Raw genomic sequence first — 19,182 nt, 5'->3', positions numbered from 1 at the left:
GGTGGAGTTTTGAGATGGAATCATGTACTGATGTTGACGGTTTGCGCCTTACTCCTTTCTGCATTTTATGTGGGGTCTAAGACTTCAGCAGATAAGGGCCGGAGTTATTACGAAGAGACGGGGCAAGTCGTTTGGGATATTGATACACAAGAAAAGGTGGTCGCCCTAACGTTTGACGATGGACCGCATCCTAAAAATACTGCAAAAGTATTAGATCTATTGGCAAAATACAATGCGAAGGCTACTTTCTTTATTATTGGAGCAAATGCAGAAAAGTATCCAGATCTTGTTCAACGATCTTATAAGGAGGGGCATGAAATTGCGAATCATACGTATACGCATCCTTATAATGCATCCGTAACGGAATTGCAGGATGAATTACAGCAAACGAATGAATTGATTTACAGTATTACGGGCTTTCTGCCTGAATTATTTCGTCCTGTTGGCGGCAATTACAATGAACAGATGATTAACGCTGTAGCGGATGAAGGCTATAAAGTGGTGATGTGGTCTTACCATCAGGATACACAAGATTGGAAGGGACCTGGTGTAAATAAAATTGTCAACAAGGTGCTAAATGGAACGCGGCCTGGGGACGTGATATTGTTTCATGATGGAGGCGGAAATCGTGATCAAACCGTTAGAGCACTGGAAAAAATATTGCCAAAGCTGCAAAGCCAGGGCTATAAATTTGTCACAGTTTCGGAACTAATTAATGGAAATCAAAAAGAGGTTGCCAAATAAGTTAGCAAATCAACTTTTAAGGCAGCCTTACACGTTTTTGCACGAAGAAAAGAGCCAACTCAAATATAATACAATTTGAGCTGGCTCGTTTTCATTAAAAAAAGAAAAGTGGAGCTATTGCAATGCCGGCAATAACACCTAGTGCAATACCTAAGCCAAATCCTCTAAAACCAAACCTTGGACCCCAGAAACCTAGACCATAGCCTCCTAATCGTCTATCAGGTTGAATCCACACTTGGTCTCTATCTATCCTTGTAATTCTCCCAAAGTGTTCTCTGCCATCTTTACATGTAATTCTTACGCGTTTGCCCTGATATCTACAACAAACATTATAAGCTTCAGTTGGATTCACAAATATCCCCCCTTTCCACGAAGTTACATAGTAATATATGCATCTGAATCTATGAGATACTAGCCGATTGTCTAGCGTAATCATAAACTAGGGAAAAAGGGGGAGAAGTGTGTCTGTGATGCCAACAGAAAAGTGGTTATTGAAGTTGTTGGATGTTTATAAGGAGCCAAACGGGAAAAGCCTTGAAAAAATCCACTGTGAGGTCATCTGTAGCCCTCTAAAAGATGTGTTTTTGGATGCATATCCAGAAGAAATACAGTATGAATTATTTCAAAATGGATTATTTATGCCGCATGAAACAGTTGATGTAGTGGAATTGGAGAGGAAGGGGATTTGGCAAACGGTAAAGGCGGAATACGAACGTTTAAAAGAGAAATGGAATGGTCCGGAAGTACCCATTTATATCTTTCCGATTACAAAAGAAAATGCAATTACAAACAAAAATGGCGTTGCGTATAAAGAAGCGGTGTTCTTATTTGTTTCTGCGGAACTAGAAAAAGAAGAGCTTCGTGCATTATTTGCCCATGAATACAATCATGCTTGTCGGCTCCAGTTTCTAAATAAGTCCCTTGATGATGTAACTTTGAAAGATTCACTTTTGTTAGAGGGGCTAGCAGAATGTGCGGTGGAGGAATTATACGGAGAAAGGTGGCTAGCACCGTGGTTGAAGCTGTACACGATGGATGAACTTATTTTGGTCTGGCAAGAGCATTTTTTACCTTACCTAGAAGTGCAAGGGGTGCATAATCATTTCGAATTTTTATATGGTGGTCAGCTGCCTAGATGGGTTGGCTACTGTATCGGATACGAAATTGTTCGGACGTATAAGGTGAATTGTTCTAATGACAAGGATCTTTATGTGAAATCGACAGAAGAAATCCTCGCCGGCTCAGATTTTCTATTACAATAATGGAAAGGGGTGATTGCTATGACAAATAAACTTACGAATGTGTTGCCACCGATTGTGGATACGTCGACAAAAGTATTGATTGTCGGATCAATGCCAAGTAAACAATCGCTAGAAAAGCAGCAATACTACGGAAATCCTCGTAATCACTTTTGGCCGATTGTAGGGGAGATATTAGCGGTTGCTGTGCCAATGGATTATGAAGCAAGGCTTGATCTGCTAAGAGAACATGGTATTGGATTATGGGATACAATAGCATCTTGTGAGAGAAAGGGAAGCTTAGATGCGACGATTCGTAATGAAAAGCCAAATGATTTTCATGCTTTTTTAAAGCAATATCCAAATATTCGTTTGCTTATTTTTAACGGTACAAAGGCATTTGATGTGTTTAAAAAGCATGTTGGTTTTGAGGTTTTGGCTAATCGTCCATATAAAAAGATGCCATCGACAAGTCCGATTCCAGGCAAAAATATTAAATCTTTTGAGGAGAAATTGGAAGAATGGCGTTTGATAGGCGCATATCTATAGTGATTAGGCAAAGAGCTATAGTATGATAAATTTCACCCTTTGATGACATATGCATATAGTAAGTTATGTAGAAAGGGGGAACATGATTTGTATTATGCTCAATTTGATCCACCACCATCTGGCCGACCACCGATGGGCCCACCACCATTCGGTCCACCACCAGGACGTCCGCCATCATTCGGTCCACCATCATTCGGTCCACCATCAGGAGGCCCACCACCATTCGGTCCTCCGCCAATGGGACCGCCGCCATTTGGTCCGCCACCAGGGGGGCCACCATCATTTGGTCCACCGCCAGGAGGTCCGCCACCAAACTTTTCTCCACCGATACCAGCTTGGCAGGTAGGTCCTTCAGGAATACGTTCTTGTTTATTTAGGCATACCTATATTTGGCTGGATAGCGGAAGGAATTTTTGGTTCTTTCCAGTGGCTGTGACAAGAGATGTGGTGACGGGATTCCGCTGGAGTAGTAGAAATGGCTGGAGGCTCCGCACAATTCATATGAATAATATTCGTTCTTTCCAATGCTTTTAACTAAATAATTCATAGGGCTACGTATGCAAAGTATATGTGGCTCTTTTTGATGTGCATTTATATTGACACTTGAGATAAAATATTCAGATTAACTATAATGAATCTGAACGAAGAGTAACGTAGAAAGTATAACTTTTTAACGTAGAAAACGTCCTAAGAGATTTATATTTTATGTAGTCGAGTAGGGTGCTCAAAGAATGGTGTAACATTCTGAGTGCCTCTATTCTATAGTATCGATAATTAACAATTTTGCGCCTATATCAGTTCTAGAACGGTGAGAGCTTAAATAATCGCTCACAACATAACCCATACCTTTGTTTAGAATTGATGAACTGCCATCAGATAATTCACTAATTAGTGTTCCTTCTAGGACAAATACGATGTGTCCTTTTTCACACCAATGGTCTGCTAAATAGCCAGGAGAATAGTCGATAATTCTATATTTCATATCATTGATTCTAATTTCTTTTGTCGATGAAAATCCTTGTTCGCCAGTTTTAACAGATTCAATAATAGTACTCCAATCCAAAATTGTGTATTCAGTTTGCATAGATTTCCTCCATTACTTACTTTAAAAAAATTTATTATATCAGAAAATTTCGTGTATTTATATCTATTATTTTGTGTATATACTTATTATATGGAAGATTGTATTTATACATCATGTTTGCCACTAACAATGAGTAAATTTCAAAACAGTTTTTCATTCTACTAAAGTATTAGAGTTTCCGCAGGCACACCGTAAGCCGCAACCCTCGCTATGCACTATTTGTTGCGTCTACTGTCTCGTACTGTTCCTTCTGGGTTCTTCCGCCGCCGCTAAAAGCTCTATCTAGCAGTGGAGTGTGGAAATATTAGTAACTATTTTTGCTCAGTTAAAGTAGTCATTTAATTTTTAAGCAAAAGGAAGACCACATATATTATGTAAAGGAGCTTTTGTTATGAATAAGGAGAAATTAAAAGATTATTGTCTATCTCTATTGGGCGCGACACATGACTACCAACCAGAATGGCAAGCAGACCGTTATCATGTTGGTGGGAAAATGTTTGCGATGATGGGAACGGATGCAAATGGGAGGTCTGTTATCACTTTAAAGTGTGAACCGAGTCGTGCTGAGGGTCTAAGAGAAACTTATGAGGGCATAATCCCTGGCTATTATATGAACAAAACACATTGGAATTCTATTTATTTTGACTCAAATCTGTCTGATGAATTTGTAGAAAAGCTTATTCAGCATTCGTATGAACTGATTTTTTCTAAACTTACGAAAAAGCTCCGAAACCAAATTACCTCTGAATAGTGACGTAGGTATCAGAGTGAAGGTGTTTGTCGTCGAAAAGCTGTCCAATTGCAGCAAGAAATGACCAGTTTAATTTTCTATTTTCGATATGATAAAAGTAAGGAGTGATGCTTCATGTGGCTACAATCGATTCAGCAAGCAATTGAATATATCGAAGAGCATTTAACGGAAGAGTTGAAAGTTGAGCAAATCGCCAAGGTTGCTCATTCATCTTCTTTTCATTTTCAGCGTGCGTTCTCAATATTAACGGGTATGTCGGTAGGCGAATATATTCGTGGAAGAAGATTAACGTTAGCTGCACAAGAAATCGCAAGTAATCAATGTAAGATAATCGATGTTGCCTACAAATATGGCTATGAAACGCCTGAAGCATTTGCTAAAGCTTTCCGAAAACAGCATGGTATGAAGCCGTCTGATGTTCGGAAGGAAGCGGGCATGATTCACTCCTACAATAAGCTTGTTATTCATGTACAATTGAAGGGAGCAGATCCAATGCAGTATAAGATTGTAGAAAAAGAAGGTTTTCGAGTAGTCGGTGTTAAACGAACATTTTCGTGTGTTAACGGAGAACAAACGAAGGAAATTACAAAGTTTTGGCAGAATATTTATGAGGATGGTACGAATGATCAACTGTTTCCTTTAAATACGGGCGAAATCCAGGGTGTAATTGGTGTGTGTGATATGGGTGAAAATAATCTCATGGATTATTGGATAGCCACAAATTACGCTGGTGAGGATACGAAAGGATTTGAAACATTTACAGTCCCAGCAGCGAAGTGGGCAGTGTTTGAAGTAAAGGGAGCTATGCCTACAGCTATCACTACTATGTGGGAGAAAATCTACCAAGAATGGCTACCGTCAAATGCATATGAACTGACGAACGGCCCTGAGCTAGAAGTGTATAGTAATGGCGATGCTACAAGTCCTGATTACTACTCAGAAATTTGGTTACCGATTAAGTAACGTTTTCATTTTGTAGAAATCAATGTTAAAATAACTGTAACTATGAATGAAGGGAAGATGGGTGGCCGATGAACAACTAATCTTATTTTTACACTTGGAATTTAAAATTTCAATGAATCAAAAATAGGATTAGTCTGCCCATTTTCCATAAACAACGAGCTATTACATTGAAATAGCTTATTTGTGTATTTTATCTTCATTCAGCAAATTCGACTGAATGAAAATAAAGCCTCTAGCGAATGTCACAGATTTTGAATTGTGCTTGCACAATTCAAAATTTTGACGTTTTGTTTATCTACGCGATAACGAGGCGTAATTGGTTTATGCAGCTAATCCTTCCAAGAACATTGGAGGGATTTTTTTATGCCTCCGAATAGAGAGGAATGGATTATATGAGGGAACTTTTAATATTACAAGATATAGGTTATGAAATTAAGAACACGCTGATTTTCGATAATATACATGCGACAGTAAAACAAGGTGAGGTAATCGGTATTATAGGCAAAAACGGTGCGGGGAAATCTACTTTATTGCAGCTTATCAACGGTTCAATATCACCGACAAAAGGTCATTTGCAATGGTTCAAGAGCGGTGATATTACGTATGTCGAACAAGAAAGTGAGCAGTATTCTTCACATGATATTTCAGCGGAAGAAGCTGATTTATTGGCGAAATGGAGAGTGCCAAGCGTTGAATATGCTGCATTAAGTGGCGGTGAAAAGCTTAAAATGAGGTTAGCAAATGGTTTTGCACAAAATGCACAGCTATTATTATTAGACGAACCGACCAATCATTTAGATGAACAGGGTACGGCAATGCTGATAGATGAGATGAAAAATTATCCTGGTACCATACTTGTGGTTTCGCATGACCGCTATTTTTTAGATGAAGTGGTAACAAGAATTTGGTCGCTAGAAAATGCCCGACTCTTTGAACATAGTGGAAATTATACAAGCTATATTGAGGCTCGTAAGCAGCAAAGGCTAACGCAAGAACGTGCTTATGAAAAGCAACAGAAAGATATAGAACGTATTGAGGCACAAATGAAGGAACTGACGTCTTGGTCTCAAAAAGCACATGCTCAGTCAACGAAGCAGGAGGGCTTTAAAGAGCATTATCGCGTAAAGGCAAAGCGTATGGATGCACAGGTGAAGTCGAAGAAAAAGCGTTTGGAAAAGGAACTTGCCAAAGTAAAGGTTGAACGTGTTGCACCAGAAGATAGCGTGCAATTTTCAATAGAGTCGAATCAGCGAGTAGGGAAACGTTTTTTAGAGGTTAAGCACTTAGCCAAATCTTATGGTGAACGTTTATTATTTAAAGACGCTCACTTTACCATTAAATATGGCGAAAAGCTTGCTATAGTAGGTCCAAATGGCAGTGGGAAAACAACTTTATTGAAAATACTAATTGGTCAAGAGGAGGCAACAGGTGATGTGTGGATTTCACCAGCTGCTAATATTGGCTATTTAACACAGGAAGTATTTGATTTGCCTCTACACAAAACACCTGAGCAACTATTTTTTAAAGAGACATTTGAGGAGAGAGGTAAAGTCCAAAATTTAATGAGGCATTTAGGATTCACACCTGCCCATTGGACTTCACTAATTGACAATATGAGCATGGGTGAACGGGTAAAATGTAAGCTCATGGCATATATTTTGGAAGAGAAAAATGTACTGATTTTGGATGAGCCGACAAACCATCTTGATTTGCCTTCTCGAGAACAGCTTGAGCAAACGTTAGCACATTATCAAGGTACACTACTCGTTGTATCCCATGATCGTTATTTCCTTGAAAAAACGACGAATAATACATTACAGATTGCCAATGGTAGCATTCAAAGACGATGGGAAGAAACACCTCCTCAGATTGATGATACTGTTGCTATTCGTTTAAAGCTTGAGACGGAAAGGCAAGAAGTATTAGGGAAATTAAGTTTTTTAACAATAAAGGATAAAGAATATGCTACGCTCGATCAAAAGTTTAATGAGTTAACGAAGCGGATTAATGAACTTTCATAGATACTGTTTACGATGAAAGGGCTGAGGAAAGGTAGAGCAATAGAACAGCGTGGTTAGTACACTTGGGTGTTTATGAAGCGTGCTAGATTCAATTGAAATCCAATGAAGGTACCTGAAATAGTAACTGCGTTTGGAGGATAGTAGAAAACCTTCGAGTGATCAACACTGTGATAGTGAAGATTACTCGAGGGTTATTAAGAGTTAAATTAATTTCATTTAATATTTTCTACAATGAGTTTGTATTGCTCGTATGAATTTTTCCAATTATCCATTGGAAACTCTTCATGGAGGATACCATTTAATAAGTCGGAAAGTTGTTCTAGACATACATGCCAACCAGCTAAATCTTTTGGTGTATGTGCGGTTATTTCATGAATAGACTCATTTAATACTAATAATGAACCTTCTACTGTAGGAGAGAGCTCAAAACGAACCGTATCTTTTCCCCAATCGAATTCGATGATTTCTTTTTCGACATAATCCACGATTGTTAATACCTCGAAGTCACCAGATCCATCATTCATATTAAATTTCATCTTTCCATTTTTACGAAGATCAACGATTTCTAAATTACTCATCCATTTTTGAAGTTTATCATTTACCGTGAGCACCGCCCAAACAGTGTCGACAGCGTGAGGGAGTGGGCGTGTGAATTGGGCTACATAGTCATTTTGAATTTTGTTAATGATAGCAAACATTTGTCACCTCCATAGAAAAATTATTAATATAACTAGAAATTCTTTGGATTTTAGCATGTTTCCCTGCATTACTGAAATGATAAATATCGCAGAAGCTATAATTCTTATTTTCGACTGATTGTACAATACCATTTACTGCACTTGTCCGACCATTAATGACGATATTTTTAATGTGCAGTGTTTTTATTCTAACATTTTCCATGTGTTGCTTAATTCTTTTCGTGAATTGTTCTTTTCCAAGGATAAAGGCAATATCGACAATTTGCCAATGAACATCATTTTCAACATGATCCAAGATGAAATCTATATTTTTTTTAGTAAAGGCAATATAAAACTCTCTAATTAATTTATTTCTATAGTTGTTACCGCAGTCTTCAGAGTAGATAATTTTTATATTTGTTGTAGTCTCCATATATATAAATTACTCCTTCATAAAGTTTTTTTAGGATTTTTACGTGCTCTGATCGAAGTGTTGTCCTAGTACTTAGAAAACAGTAGTACGGCATTATCAGTAAACGTTGAAATCTAACTACGTAGAGTTGGTACTATAAAGTGCCTGATGTAGTTTAAATACGCCTTTTTCTATATCTTCTTTTGTTAAATGCCCGTAGCCTAAAATAATTCGATGATGATGCTTCCCTTTTTCAATTGAATGATCTTCTACTGGGTAAACTTTTACGCCAAATTGTTCGATTTTTTTGAGTAGTTCTTGTGAGAATTGGACATCATTCAATTCAGCAATGAGGTGTAAGCCTGTTGAAAAGCCCAAAATATGAATGTTAGTTGAAAATGTTGTAGTTAAACAATGAATTAGATAGTCTCTTTGGTTTTTATAAAACTTTTTCATCTTTGCAATATGTCGTTCTAAGTAACCTTCTGTAATAAATTGAGCGAGGATCAGCTGATCAAAAGAAGGAGTATGTAAGTCCGAAAACCATTTAAGCTTGCGACATTTTTCAATAAGATGTATAGGAAGAATTAAATAACCTATTCGTAGTGCTGGTGATAAGATTTTACTGAATGAACCAATATAAAGTACATGCGCTGGATCTAACCCCTGTAGAGAGCTCACTGGCGATCCCTCGTATCGAAACTCGCTATCATAATCATCCTCGACGAGATAACAATCGTTCTTTCTTGCATAGTTAATTAATTGGATGCGCCGTTGAATTGGTAATGTCCCGCCTATAGGAAACTGGTGCGAAGGCGTTACAAAGATGAACTTAGGACGTGTCCCTTCTGGTAATAAAGATGTCCTCATCCCGCATTCATCAACAGGTATTGGATAAAGGGTAGAGCCAGAAGCTTTAAAAATAGATTGGATATCATCTGTGATGGGATCCTCAATCAATGCAATGTCATTTGGTGATAAAAGTAATTTAGCAACAAGTGTTAATGCTTGGGTTGCTCCAGAAGTAATCACAATTTGTTCTGGATGACAATCTACACCCCTTGTCCGTTGTAGATAGCGTGATAAAGCTTGTCTTAATTCTAGTCGACCTTCTGGAATATCATAGCCAAAGTTAGATGGGGCAATGTCATTCCAAATACGATGAGACAACTTTGACCAAGCTTTACGTGGAAATAAATCTAAAGCGGGTATTCCTGAACGAAAGTTAATGATGTGATCTTCTTTTATGCTTTTTTCAATGCTATTCAAAGTAAGAAAAGCAGATGGATCTTTATGTTGCTGCAAAAATGTCTCCTTCGCAACAAATGTCCCTGCCCCCCTCCGTGAATCTAAAAAGCCCTCCGCTAATAATTGGTCATATGCTTCTAAAATCACATTCCGAGATACTGCTAGCGCAGAAGATAATTCTCGTGTGGATGGAAGTCTTTCTCCAGATTGTAAATCTCCGCTTAAAATCTTTTCTCGAAGCTTCTGATAAATTTGTCTATTTAAAGGTATGTCTAACGATCGATCAATGGGTATCCATAGCATCTCTTAGTAGTCTCCCTCTATAGAATTGGTACCTTCAAAAAAGATAATAATTGGCACTACTTCGGCCATTTTTAACGTGATAAATTGGTTTTAAATAACAAATAGGAGTTGAGTGAAGATGAAAGATTCAGAAATTCAAGTGATTCAAGCATTAAAATCAGCTGCAAGAAATGAACAGTTTAAACACCTTATTCAACAATCAAACGAGCTGTATCCATTACTATTAAAAGTTGCAAAGCGATATGTAACTGGAGAAAAAAGACAAGATGCAATTACAAGTGCAAAACAATTAATTTCGCAAGATTATCATATTTCATTAGAATTCATTGGAGAAAATACAACTGAGTTAGAAGAATGCCAAAAAGCTAAAAAAGAATTTTTAGAACTAATCGAAGAAATGGGTTCGTTGACAATGAAACAAACTGTGTCATTTGATTTATCTCATATTGGGCTATCGGTAAATCCAGAACTGGCATATAAGAATTTGTTAGAGCTTGCTCATACAGCAAATCACTATGGTATTACACTGATGGTAAGTATGGAAGAGTCAACTAAATCGAGTGACATACTTGATATCTATAAAAGAGTAGCGACACAATATACAAATGTCGGCATAACGATTCAAGCACACTTGTATCGCACAGATTCTGATATGCAGGAACTAATACAATACCCTGGGAAAATCCGACTTGTAAAAGGTGCCTTTCAAGAAGATCCTATTATTGCTATGACAAGATCAAAAGAATTGAATGAACGTTATCTAAATTTTGTCGAACAATTAGTAGAAGCGAATCATCCAGTATCAATCGCTACCCATGATGAGCTACTAATTCAAGAAATGGAGCATCGTCAATATTTTAAACATGGTTGCGTGGAGATAGAAATGCTTTATGGAATACGTCCAAATGCATTAAAAGCTTTAGCAAGAAAAGGGTATAAATGTAAGGTTTATTTATCCTATGGAAGAGAGTGGTACCTGTATTTATGTCATCGTATAGCTGAGTATCCGGAAAATCTTTATCTAGCAGTAACCGATATTATTAATCCGTCTTTTTCAAACAGCGTCGAGTGCTATTGAATGACCGCTTACTAGCAAGCTTGAAAATAATAGTAGCCATAATTATTGTAGGTAGTTCGGTTGTGGCTGGTAAATTAATTGTTCAAAGTTTTCCGGTGTTCTTAGCTTCTGAATTAAGATTTCTTATAGCAGTAATAATCCTCGTGCCCTTATTGATAAAAGTGGAAGGGATATCGTCAATTCAAAAGAAAGATTTTTTATTCTTGTTTTTGCAAGCGTTATTCGGTGTTTTTTTGTTCAATATTTTCATGTTGTATGGTTTAACAAAAGCCACAGCTATTGAAGGGGGATTAATTACAAGCACAATACCTGCGGTTACGGGCGTACTTTCCTTTTTCATTCTTAAAGAAAAAATAACAACTCATCTGGTGATAGGAATACTATTTGCTATTTTAGGAACGGTGATTATAAATGTTTACGGATTTCTTACAAGCGCAGATAGTGGCTCATCTTTTCTATTCGGAAACTTGCTTATTATTGCTGCAGTGATAAGTGAGGCTTTGTTTATTATATTTGGGAAATTTGTTACGCAAAGAGTTAGCCCACTTGCCATCTCAACGGTTGTCAGTGTCTTTGGTGCTATTTTATTTCTGCCTATTGCCCTTTTTGAGGGTAGGCAATTTGAGTTTAAAGAGGTAACTATTACAGAATGGGGATTAGTTTTATATTTCGGTTTAGTTGTAACAGTCATTGCTTTTATTTTGATGCATCAAGGTGTTTCAAAAGTTCCGGCAAGTACGACGGGCGTATTAACTAGTTTTTTACCGATGAGTAGTACTATTTTATCTGTGGTTATCTTAGGTGAGGAAATCTTGTCTCTCCATTTTATAGGATTTGGGTTTATATTAATAGCAGTTTTTTTTCTTTCAAAACAAGAAATTACGGGACAGGCAGAGTGACGCGGTTTATCGAATGAAAAAATTTTTAAAAAGGAAGATTTATTTATAGCTGGCCAATAATAATTCGAATTATAAAGCAAAAATCAGAAAGTTGAATGGCGCTAACCGTGGAATAACAAACCGTATTATCTTTAGATAATACGGTTTATTTATGTTTAAAAATACATTAAAATGAATATTAAACCAAAAGGGGGATGGGATGAATGAACATAGTATTAGCGAAATTTGCAGATGCACCAGTGATCCATGAGGTCATGCTGCAGGCTTTTAAAGAGTACGAAAATGCAACGCCACCTTCTAGTGCTTTAAGTGAAACAGTGACTTCGATTGAGCAAGCATTAAATGAAGGAGAACAAGCTTTCATTGCGTATATAGAGGCGCAGGCAGTAGCAATGGTACGATTTACGATGAATGAAAAGGGGATTTATTTTTTCAGACTATCTGTAGTTCCAGAAAAACAAGGGCAGGGTTTAGCGAAGGCGTTAGTTGCAGAAATCGAAAACTATGCATGTGTACAAGGAAGACTAATCAGTGAATGTAAAGTTCGTATGGACGTTCTTAGAAATATTGCTTTATATCAATCTTTGGAGTATGTAATTACGAAAGAAGAAGTTGTAGAAAACCGTAACGGTATAGCGATTCCTGTTGTGACGATGGCTAAATCGTTATCGGCTAAGGTGATTTAGGGTGAAGAAAAGACTAGGCTGTTTGCATGCACATCATTCGAATATTGCCTATATAGAAACGGCGCTGGCAATACATGAAATAGAGCTTGTGCATTTTGTCGATTCGGGATTTATGTTTAAGATGATGCAGGACGAACAATTTAACGAAGTGGATGCACTAGTAAAAGTAAAGGAGCATCTAGAGTGGATCGCGAGCTGCGATGTTGATGCAATTTTAATCACTTGTACAAATATAATTACTGTATTGAAAGATGAACGTTTATCACTAGAGATTCCAATTATTAAAATCGATGAGCCATACTTTGAGGTCATTTGTCGTGAGCAACAGCCACAAACTCTATTGTTTACAAACCCGGCAACTGTTACTGGTACGATTGAACGACTTCAAGAATACGCAAAAATCCACGAAAGAACAATAAATATCGAAATACATGTAATTGAAAATACATTTGGGCTTCTTATGAAGGGGGAAAGGGAGGCATACAATACTGCAATTTCTGTATGAAGCAGCGCAGGGACAGTCATTATTTTCTGTCGCTCAGCTATCAATGGTGGATGCAGTACAGCAATTTTCAAAGGCAACGGATATATCTATAACTCACCCATTACAACCACTAGTGAATGGGATTTTACTCGAAATGAATGTGCAGTAATTCGATACATGTATTTTATGAATTTGAATAGTAACAATGGGAGGGATTATGATGAAAAATGAAAGATACCCAATTGGTCAATTCCAATGTCCAGAAGATATTTTAGAAAAGGATGTTGAAGGCTGGATTGAGGATATCCGTCTATTGCCAAGACAGTTAGCAGAGGTACTTAGTGGTGTGAGTGAACAGTCATTAGAAAAAACGTATCGAGAAAATAGTTGGACCGTGTCTCAACTTGTACATCATATTGCCGATAGTCATTTGAATAGCTATATCCGTTTTAAGCTGGCTTTAACTGAAGAAGAACCGACGATTAAGCCCTATAATGAAGTTGAGTGGGCAAAGCTACCGGATTCAGAAATGCCAATTGAAGTTTCGTATAAAATGATTGAAAGTTTGCATGAGCGTTGGGTTTTTCTCTTAACAAGTCTAACTTCTGAGCAATTACGAAGAGCTTTTAAGCATCCTGATACGGGACTGATAAAGCTTGAACATGCAGTTGGTCTATACGCTTGGCATGGTAAGCATCACCTTGCACATATTCAGGAAGCTTTAGCGAAATAAAGGTGAAAAATAATTTTTGAAAGTCAGAGGGCATTAAAATAGTTGTAAGCTTTTCGTAGTTGGAAACAGGCGACTTTTTGTTCAATATTGAACAAAAAGTCGCCTGTTTTTTATTTTTGTTAAATTGTGTAATATTTGATTTGTGGGTGGATATAGGCAAGCCAAATGAATCATCATAGGCAAATAAATACCTGTGAGTGTATTTGAGTCAGCTATTTTCCACCTTAATTTTAAATTACTAATAAGTTAGGTTTTCCGTAATAGGACGTTATTAGTCTATTGTTATACCGGCACTTGCATGACCAGTGATTGAAACAATGCTTGTAAGTCCTCCTGGAGTAATAACTGAAAATACCATTACTAAACGGTCACCCGCCGATACAGGTACAGGTGGGACGACATTCGCTAAACCGCTCATTACCTGGTTTACAGAGAGTGGTACTGCAATTGTTGGAACCAAATCAACCATTGCATTTGTGGCAGTGAATACAGTACCAGTTGCAGGTGCACGATAGATTTGAGCTCTGACAGTAGATCCTGCTGCAAGGTTTAAACCTGCAACTACAGTAAAGGAAGCTGCGATAGATGTAATATTACCTGCCCGCGGAACAGCAAAAACTTCGGTTTGAAGGAGACCTGCTAAATCTATGGTATTACCTAAAAGCGACACGCCAGGGAAAGAAGTACCGAATCCAACAAGACTAGTTGTTGCAAGGGTTGCACCAAGAGCTGCTGTCAAAATAGCAGGTACAATTCCAGAGGAGAATGGAATGATTGAACCCTTAGCTTTATGAGTTGGTGGAGTAATACAAGCAACATCAACAGCAGTAAAAGGTCCAAGGTTCTGACAATTGTGTCGACCTGATGAGCAGCTACCTCCGCAATTATTCATACAATTTGAACACATATTTACACCTCCTTTCATCATTATCATATTCAGTAAAGAGCAGTTTGGAAGGGCAATTAACTACGTATAGAGAGTCAATTTAGATATGTCATATGAGGATCGTATAGTCCTCTAAATACATAAAGGGACATTTCTGCAGGATTCTGGATTTATACAAAGGGCTTCAAAAGAAGTTTCATTAAGTAGGAAGGAACGGTCCAAGAATGTTGTATCTATTATTACATTATCTGTAAATGACCTTCTACCGCCTTTCATCGTTATTCTATTCAATGAAAAACAAGAAGGAAGGGCAATCAACTGTGTGTAGATGTCCATTAACAATACGTATAGTGAAAGTTACTAAAGAAACGGATCTAGCAAGGTAAGCACAAAAAAACAACCTCCCAAATAAAGTTAGGTTGGTTGTATATGGCTATGGCTGGTTCTATGTTGTTAGCTTAAATTTCCGTGATTCGAAGTTTAGTTTCTTCTTCTAAAAATATTAAAAAACAAAGAGGTTGGCTCTTTTTTATTTTTCTCATCCGTTACTTCTTTTGGTGACTCAACTTGATCACTTAGTTCTTCAATCGGCGTTGAATTTTGGATTTCAATAATTTTTTCTGTGGGTAGCACAATTTCTTCGGAGAGCTGTGCTTCAGCAGTATCAGAGATAGGTGTATCCACAGGCTCTTCAGCTATTGGAGATGAATTATTCGTACTATTTTCAGACGCACTTGCTGGGGTTTCTTGTATAACTGTTGCGTTTTTAAATTGAAGGGTTGATTCCATTTTAGTGTTTCTATATAAACCATTATATATCTGACTTGGGTGTGAGCTTGTTAATTGAAAGTATTGTTGGTTAAAATGACGCGTTTCTGCTGGGGAGGGCTGAGTTTCAACGCTGGGTGAAGGGTTTCCTGTGTTTTGAATTTCAATAGCTTTCCCAGCCAAACTTTGTAACAGCTTGAAGGAGGGTTGCGTATTAATTATCGATGTTTGATTGGGGGGGGTTGCTCTTCTCATTATTTTACTAGCAGTATCATTTGAAAAATTGCTATTACTGGCAGGTGCAGTTTTATTCTCTGCAAGTTCATTGTCCTCATTTGTAATTAACTTTTGCAAAATCATCAAAATTTCTTGGTTGATTTCCTCAACAGTTTGGTTTAGGAAGTCAATTTGATTTGAAATTTGCTTTACTTGCTCCTCGTATTCTCCAATTTGCATATTTTGCTTTACATCCATCGTTTTAGTTAAACTGTCCAAATTTGATACTTGCTTTTTAAATTTATCAAATTCATTCTTCATCAAAAGATAATCCTCAATTGAAGTTTCATTTTTTAATGTAGTTAATGTTTCCCTGTATACTGCAATGTTTTGTTTAAGCTTTTCAATTTCTTGAGCGGAGTACAATTTGGCATCTTCCATTATAGTTCACTCCTTCCGTTCTACTAGTATTTTATTAAAAATATTGATTTTGTGTTACAAATACCCACTAAATCATAGCCGTTTGCATTATATAGTAGAAGGCATTGAAAGAAATAGCTGATATCGCTAAAGCTGCATATCCAATAGCGCTATCATAATGAAGGAGATTGGATCAGCCTCGTCATTATCTAGTGTCTGGTCGGATAATTGTTCAATTAACATGATAATTTATTTGAATGCCTAAGCACTATTATTTTAGCGTCATATGCTACAAACGAAAGATAAAAAAATTATGGAGGTGTCAATATAGATGCAAGAGAATATGCCATCCCAGGCGCCAGAACTCATTTGTATAAATGTTGATAAGGTGTATGACTGGATTGTTAAAGAGCTGTCATTTGATATTTCGCCGGCTGGTTCAATTTCTTTTCCAGGTGTAACGCCAGCAACAGATTTAACAGGGGCAACGGTTAAATGTAAAGTAACTCCAGCAGCGACGAATCCGATTGTGATTCTGAATCGTGAGAACCGTACGTTCACTATTGATGGAGCAACTGTATGTCTTCAACAGCTGAATGTTCAAAAGAATTTCGTTCTTACACTTACTGTTTGTTTATCAAATGGGTCAATGCTAACAAGTGCGAATATTCCGGTTTCACGTTGCGAACAAATTACATTGTGTGCACCTAAAGGAACAGATGTAGAAATTACGTACACTGATTTAGATTGTTTTGTGTGCACAACAGGTACGCTTACTGCTGGTACAGGTACAATCACGTTCTCGGCGTTGACGATTACGGTAGCAGTTTGTCAGAGTATCCAGTCTACATTCCCAGTTACTGTTGAGTTCTTAGCAACATTCTGTGAACCAAGAGCAGATTTACCATTCGCATGTCCAGGGGCAGCCCGACCACCACAATGCCCAGTTATATTCCCAAATGGCATGTAATTGTGCTAACTCAAGAGCAAAAAACATATGATGAAGAGAGGGTAATCCTCTCTTTATTTTTGTTTTATTACATAAAGTGATTGGCGTGTAATTTTTTTTCTTGCTAGTAATAACAGGGAGGTTTTAATTATGGAAACCAGTAAGGAAGCTGTAGAAGTGAAAATTAACGAACTCAAACAGCAAACCCAAACATACGCAGCTGAAATTAGAAAGATGATAGAGGAGCTTGCTTTTTCTGATAGTGTAGACATGATTAGCTATTTTACTTCCTCATTGAATATCTCGCATGCTCCAGAACAGGAAAGTTTATGTTTAGGTTCTTACCATATACGTAACATCGGTAACAAGCCGTTAACTAACCCTTACTTATGTATAAAGTTTCCTGAAGACTCACCTTTTTCTTTCTCGGGTAAGTATGTTTACGAACATTTTAAGCAGAGTCTAAAAAGCTCACCTGATTGGGAACGAACAAATGATAAATCGAATAAAAATGAATTTTGGCTAAGGCCATTAGGCAGAACATCTATTGAACCGAATGAGACTATTTCATTTTCAAACTTTCAGATTAGATGGTCCCATGATGTATCCTATGCAGGAAGTATTATAGGTACTACGTATTGTGATCAATTAAAAGATGGTATTGCTGTCATTAATCCAATCAATCTCAATGGATTTAGCCACATGCAGGGGGATGACAATGACTGATAAGGATATACAAGAAGTGCTAATGAAGCGGCTTACCAACGGATTTATGAAAGATCAGCCTGAGCTCCTAAAGGAAGATGACCGAAGTTTTGTTTTTTTAGAAAAGGGCACGCTGAATTTATTATTAGCTTATGTGTTATCTGGTGAAAGACGAAAAACAACTGAAGAAGGAAATGAGGAGTTTGAATTAAAGATCTTAGCGGAACTTGATCAAACTATAGAGAATAACAAAAAGGAATTTGAAGAGATTATGGAATTATTGAAAGGATTTAAGTGAGGGGAGTGATAAATGTGGATAATGAAAGCCTTAAAAACGACGAACCTCTTCAATTGCAACAAATGAATGTTTTTTTGAAAACGGAATTGGCTAAATATAAAAATGAAGTAGATAAACTCAGAAATAGCGATTATTATTCACTAGTACTTAGACTAGAGCGAGAAAATGTCCAATTAACAAGTAAGGAAAAGGAGCTATCCAAGGAGCTCTTTAAGTTAAAAAAAGAATTTGAAAAGGAAGTAAATAATTATACTGAGACCATTCAATCTCAGGAAAAACAGCGTGAAAAGCACATTTCTTCAATTGATTCGCTATTGAAGGATAGGGATGATTTACGAATAAAGAACAAACAGTTGTCTGAAGACTTAAAAAAAGTGCAAGATGAGTTGGAAGTCTATAAGCAGGATCGGTTAGAACTTTGGGAAGCCGATTATAAAGCATTTATCGAAAATCTTGAAGATATGATGATCGTTTACATTCAAGAAACAGGTAAGCAAATGCATAGTGTAGTAGAAAAATTCGAAATGACACACAAAGAGATTAGCGAGTCTGATAATGTCAAAAAATATTTAGTGAAAGAGATAGATGTAAAAAATAATGAAATTGATAAGCTACTGAAGGAACTAGCTTATTTAAAAGAACCGAGCGAAGATCTTATAGGAAGCAGTTCAACTTCTTTAAAAGGTGAATTTGCAAATAACCCTCAAGCTTTAGCATACGTAGACGCTCAAGTGAATAAAGTATTGGGGCAATCGAAGGATTTTGAAGAGCAGCTGGATGCGAAATTACGCATCTTAGATGATTTAGAACAGAAATTGAATCAGCTCACTGTAGATATTGATGGCAATAAATCTAAGAATAATCAATGAGAAATGCCATCGATAGCAGAGCATGGGCTTGTCTAATAAGTTTCTTTAAGCACAACGTGTAGCTTTCTATATGATAAAAACCCGCTACGCTTTCCGCGGGCACAGTGTAAGTCGCAACCCTCGTTACGCGCGGTTTGTTGCGTCTCACGTCTCGTGTTGTTCCTGCAGGAGTCTACGCGGTTTTTACCTGTATATCAAAAA

At 37.2% G+C, this 19,182-nt stretch carries 22 protein-coding genes and 1 pseudogene; 16 read left to right on the top strand and 7 right to left on the bottom strand.

What is annotated here, in order from left to right:
- Positions 1–30 precede the first annotated feature (30 nt).
- On the top strand, positions 31–744 hold the full coding sequence (locus tag ACIQZG_RS06070; RefSeq protein WP_402754349.1) for a polysaccharide deacetylase family protein: 714 nt from the start codon (positions 31–33) through the stop codon (positions 742–744).
- Between the two features lie 94 nt (positions 745–838).
- Here the strand turns inward: ACIQZG_RS06070 and ACIQZG_RS06065 are convergent, their stop codons facing one another.
- Entirely contained in the window at positions 839–1,096 is a 258-nt protein-coding gene (locus ACIQZG_RS06065; protein ID WP_402754276.1) for a hypothetical protein, read from the bottom strand.
- A gap of 118 nt (positions 1,097–1,214) precedes the next feature.
- Here ACIQZG_RS06065 and ACIQZG_RS06060 point away from each other — a divergent pair, with 118 nt between their 5' ends.
- The 3 genes from ACIQZG_RS06060 (at position 1,215) to ACIQZG_RS06050 (ending at position 3,065) form a co-directional block, all read left to right on the top strand.
- Entirely contained in the window at positions 1,215–2,006 is a 792-nt protein-coding gene (locus ACIQZG_RS06060) for a DUF2268 domain-containing putative Zn-dependent protease (RefSeq protein WP_402754348.1), read from the top strand.
- Positions 2,007–2,024: 18 nt separating this feature from the next.
- Positions 2,025–2,531 (top strand): DNA-deoxyinosine glycosylase, encoded by a 507-nt coding sequence (locus ACIQZG_RS06055; protein ID WP_402754275.1) that lies wholly within the window; start codon positions 2,025–2,027, stop codon positions 2,529–2,531.
- A gap of 87 nt (positions 2,532–2,618) precedes the next feature.
- Positions 2,619–3,065 (top strand): hypothetical protein, encoded by a 447-nt coding sequence (locus tag ACIQZG_RS06050; RefSeq protein ID WP_402754274.1) that lies wholly within the window; start codon positions 2,619–2,621, stop codon positions 3,063–3,065.
- A gap of 220 nt (positions 3,066–3,285) precedes the next feature.
- Here ACIQZG_RS06050 and ACIQZG_RS06045 read toward each other — a convergent pair whose 3' ends face one another.
- Positions 3,286–3,615, bottom strand: a complete 330-nt coding sequence (locus tag ACIQZG_RS06045; protein WP_402754273.1) for a DHCW motif cupin fold protein — start codon at positions 3,613–3,615, stop codon at positions 3,286–3,288.
- Positions 3,616–4,006: 391 nt separating this feature from the next.
- Between ACIQZG_RS06045 and ACIQZG_RS06040 the strand changes: the two genes are divergently transcribed.
- From ACIQZG_RS06040 to abc-f, 3 genes are all read left to right on the top strand, one after another.
- Positions 4,007–4,366 (top strand): MmcQ/YjbR family DNA-binding protein, encoded by a 360-nt coding sequence (locus ACIQZG_RS06040; protein WP_402754272.1) that lies wholly within the window; start codon positions 4,007–4,009, stop codon positions 4,364–4,366.
- A 114-nt stretch (positions 4,367–4,480) separates the two neighbouring features.
- Entirely contained in the window at positions 4,481–5,329 is an 849-nt protein-coding gene (locus ACIQZG_RS06035; RefSeq protein WP_402754271.1) for an AraC family transcriptional regulator, read from the top strand.
- Between the two features lie 392 nt (positions 5,330–5,721).
- Positions 5,722–7,350, top strand: a complete 1,629-nt coding sequence (gene abc-f / locus ACIQZG_RS06030; protein ID WP_402754270.1) for a ribosomal protection-like ABC-F family protein — start codon at positions 5,722–5,724, stop codon at positions 7,348–7,350.
- Between the two features lie 212 nt (positions 7,351–7,562).
- Here the strand turns inward: abc-f and ACIQZG_RS06025 are convergent, their stop codons facing one another.
- From ACIQZG_RS06025 to pdxR, 3 genes are all read right to left on the bottom strand, one after another.
- Positions 7,563–8,048 (bottom strand): SRPBCC family protein, encoded by a 486-nt coding sequence (locus tag ACIQZG_RS06025; protein ID WP_402754269.1) that lies wholly within the window; start codon positions 8,046–8,048, stop codon positions 7,563–7,565.
- On the bottom strand, positions 8,032–8,460 hold the full coding sequence (locus ACIQZG_RS06020; RefSeq protein ID WP_402754268.1) for a nuclear transport factor 2 family protein: 429 nt from the start codon (positions 8,458–8,460) through the stop codon (positions 8,032–8,034). The genes ACIQZG_RS06025 and ACIQZG_RS06020 overlap by 17 nt, the downstream gene beginning before the upstream one ends.
- 117 nt (positions 8,461–8,577) lie before the next feature.
- Positions 8,578–9,990, bottom strand: a complete 1,413-nt coding sequence (gene pdxR / locus ACIQZG_RS06015) for a MocR-like pyridoxine biosynthesis transcription factor PdxR (protein WP_402754267.1) — start codon at positions 9,988–9,990, stop codon at positions 8,578–8,580.
- A gap of 118 nt (positions 9,991–10,108) precedes the next feature.
- Here pdxR and ACIQZG_RS06010 point away from each other — a divergent pair, with 118 nt between their 5' ends.
- The 5 genes and pseudogenes from ACIQZG_RS06010 to ACIQZG_RS05990 all read left to right on the top strand — a co-directional run bounded on the left by ACIQZG_RS06010 (position 10,109) and on the right by ACIQZG_RS05990 (position 13,870).
- Positions 10,109–11,068 (top strand): proline dehydrogenase family protein, encoded by a 960-nt coding sequence (locus ACIQZG_RS06010; RefSeq protein ID WP_402754266.1) that lies wholly within the window; start codon positions 10,109–10,111, stop codon positions 11,066–11,068.
- On the top strand, positions 11,059–11,967 hold the full coding sequence (locus tag ACIQZG_RS06005; RefSeq protein ID WP_402754265.1) for a DMT family transporter: 909 nt from the start codon (positions 11,059–11,061) through the stop codon (positions 11,965–11,967). The genes ACIQZG_RS06010 and ACIQZG_RS06005 overlap by 10 nt, the downstream gene beginning before the upstream one ends.
- 203 nt (positions 11,968–12,170) lie before the next feature.
- Positions 12,171–12,653, top strand: a complete 483-nt coding sequence (locus tag ACIQZG_RS06000) for a GNAT family N-acetyltransferase (protein ID WP_402754264.1) — start codon at positions 12,171–12,173, stop codon at positions 12,651–12,653.
- 1 nt (position 12,654) lies between these two features.
- Positions 12,655–13,306: pseudogene (locus ACIQZG_RS05995) on the top strand (hypothetical protein).
- Positions 13,307–13,357: 51 nt separating this feature from the next.
- Positions 13,358–13,870: a YfiT family bacillithiol transferase gene (locus tag ACIQZG_RS05990; protein ID WP_402754263.1), complete on the top strand. Its 513-nt coding sequence runs from the start codon at positions 13,358–13,360 to the stop codon at positions 13,868–13,870.
- Positions 13,871–14,141: 271 nt separating this feature from the next.
- On the opposite strand, the gene ACIQZG_RS05985 is transcribed toward ACIQZG_RS05990, so the two are convergent.
- The gene (locus tag ACIQZG_RS05985) at positions 14,142–14,777 is read right to left on the bottom strand and encodes an exosporium glycoprotein BclB-related protein (protein WP_402754262.1); all 636 of its coding nucleotides are present in this window, start codon (positions 14,775–14,777) and stop codon (positions 14,142–14,144) included.
- 459 nt (positions 14,778–15,236) lie between these two features.
- On the bottom strand, positions 15,237–16,181 hold the full coding sequence (locus tag ACIQZG_RS05980; RefSeq protein ID WP_402754261.1) for a hypothetical protein: 945 nt from the start codon (positions 16,179–16,181) through the stop codon (positions 15,237–15,239).
- Between the two features lie 310 nt (positions 16,182–16,491).
- Here ACIQZG_RS05980 and ACIQZG_RS05975 point away from each other — a divergent pair, with 310 nt between their 5' ends.
- The 4 genes from ACIQZG_RS05975 (at position 16,492) to ACIQZG_RS05960 (ending at position 18,981) form a co-directional block, all read left to right on the top strand.
- Positions 16,492–17,130, top strand: a complete 639-nt coding sequence (locus tag ACIQZG_RS05975) for a BMQ_0737 family morphogenetic spore coat protein (protein ID WP_402754260.1) — start codon at positions 16,492–16,494, stop codon at positions 17,128–17,130.
- Positions 17,131–17,259: 129 nt separating this feature from the next.
- Complete coding sequence (locus ACIQZG_RS05970; RefSeq protein ID WP_402754259.1) at positions 17,260–17,835, top strand: hypothetical protein; 576 nt, start codon at positions 17,260–17,262, stop codon at positions 17,833–17,835.
- The gene (locus ACIQZG_RS05965) at positions 17,828–18,112 is read left to right on the top strand and encodes a hypothetical protein (RefSeq protein ID WP_402754258.1); all 285 of its coding nucleotides are present in this window, start codon (positions 17,828–17,830) and stop codon (positions 18,110–18,112) included. The genes ACIQZG_RS05970 and ACIQZG_RS05965 overlap by 8 nt, the downstream gene beginning before the upstream one ends.
- Before the next feature lie 14 nt (positions 18,113–18,126).
- Complete coding sequence (locus ACIQZG_RS05960) at positions 18,127–18,981, top strand: hypothetical protein (protein ID WP_402754257.1); 855 nt, start codon at positions 18,127–18,129, stop codon at positions 18,979–18,981.
- Positions 18,982–19,182 lie beyond the last annotated feature (201 nt).

Origin of the sequence: Lysinibacillus sp. NPDC096418 (assembly GCF_044762775.1) — a bacterium.
Lineage (GTDB): Bacteria > Bacillota > Bacilli > Bacillales_A > Planococcaceae > Lysinibacillus.
Note: the sequence above shows the minus strand (reverse complement) of the source record. Positions and strands in the feature narration are given on the sequence as shown.

Excerpts from the sequence above, each read along its gene's own strand:
- ACIQZG_RS05965 (WP_402754258.1), top strand. The coding sequence starts at position 17,828 with ATGACTGATAAGGATATACAAGAAGTGCTAATGAAGCGGCTTACCAAC.
- ACIQZG_RS06020 (WP_402754268.1), bottom strand. The coding sequence starts at position 8,460 with ATGGAGACTACAACAAATATAAAAATTATCTACTCTGAAGACTGCGGT.
- ACIQZG_RS06035 (WP_402754271.1), top strand. The coding sequence starts at position 4,481 with ATGTGGCTACAATCGATTCAGCAAGCAATTGAATATATCGAAGAGCAT.
- ACIQZG_RS05980 (WP_402754261.1), bottom strand. The coding sequence starts at position 16,181 with ATGGAAGATGCCAAATTGTACTCCGCTCAAGAAATTGAAAAGCTTAAA.
- ACIQZG_RS06045 (WP_402754273.1), bottom strand. The coding sequence starts at position 3,615 with ATGCAAACTGAATACACAATTTTGGATTGGAGTACTATTATTGAATCT.
- ACIQZG_RS06010 (WP_402754266.1), top strand. The coding sequence starts at position 10,109 with ATGAAAGATTCAGAAATTCAAGTGATTCAAGCATTAAAATCAGCTGCA.
- ACIQZG_RS05975 (WP_402754260.1), top strand. The coding sequence starts at position 16,492 with ATGCAAGAGAATATGCCATCCCAGGCGCCAGAACTCATTTGTATAAAT.
- pdxR (WP_402754267.1), bottom strand. The coding sequence starts at position 9,990 with ATGCTATGGATACCCATTGATCGATCGTTAGACATACCTTTAAATAGA.
- ACIQZG_RS06040 (WP_402754272.1), top strand. The coding sequence starts at position 4,007 with ATGAATAAGGAGAAATTAAAAGATTATTGTCTATCTCTATTGGGCGCG.
- ACIQZG_RS06060 (WP_402754348.1), top strand. The coding sequence starts at position 1,215 with ATGCCAACAGAAAAGTGGTTATTGAAGTTGTTGGATGTTTATAAGGAG.
- ACIQZG_RS06025 (WP_402754269.1), bottom strand. The coding sequence starts at position 8,048 with ATGTTTGCTATCATTAACAAAATTCAAAATGACTATGTAGCCCAATTC.
- ACIQZG_RS06055 (WP_402754275.1), top strand. The coding sequence starts at position 2,025 with ATGACAAATAAACTTACGAATGTGTTGCCACCGATTGTGGATACGTCG.
- ACIQZG_RS06070 (WP_402754349.1), top strand. The coding sequence starts at position 31 with ATGTTGACGGTTTGCGCCTTACTCCTTTCTGCATTTTATGTGGGGTCT.
- ACIQZG_RS06000 (WP_402754264.1), top strand. The coding sequence starts at position 12,171 with ATGAACATAGTATTAGCGAAATTTGCAGATGCACCAGTGATCCATGAG.
- ACIQZG_RS05970 (WP_402754259.1), top strand. The coding sequence starts at position 17,260 with ATGGAAACCAGTAAGGAAGCTGTAGAAGTGAAAATTAACGAACTCAAA.
- ACIQZG_RS05990 (WP_402754263.1), top strand. The coding sequence starts at position 13,358 with ATGAAAAATGAAAGATACCCAATTGGTCAATTCCAATGTCCAGAAGAT.
- ACIQZG_RS05985 (WP_402754262.1), bottom strand. The coding sequence starts at position 14,777 with ATGTGTTCAAATTGTATGAATAATTGCGGAGGTAGCTGCTCATCAGGT.
- abc-f (WP_402754270.1), top strand. The coding sequence starts at position 5,722 with ATGAGGGAACTTTTAATATTACAAGATATAGGTTATGAAATTAAGAAC.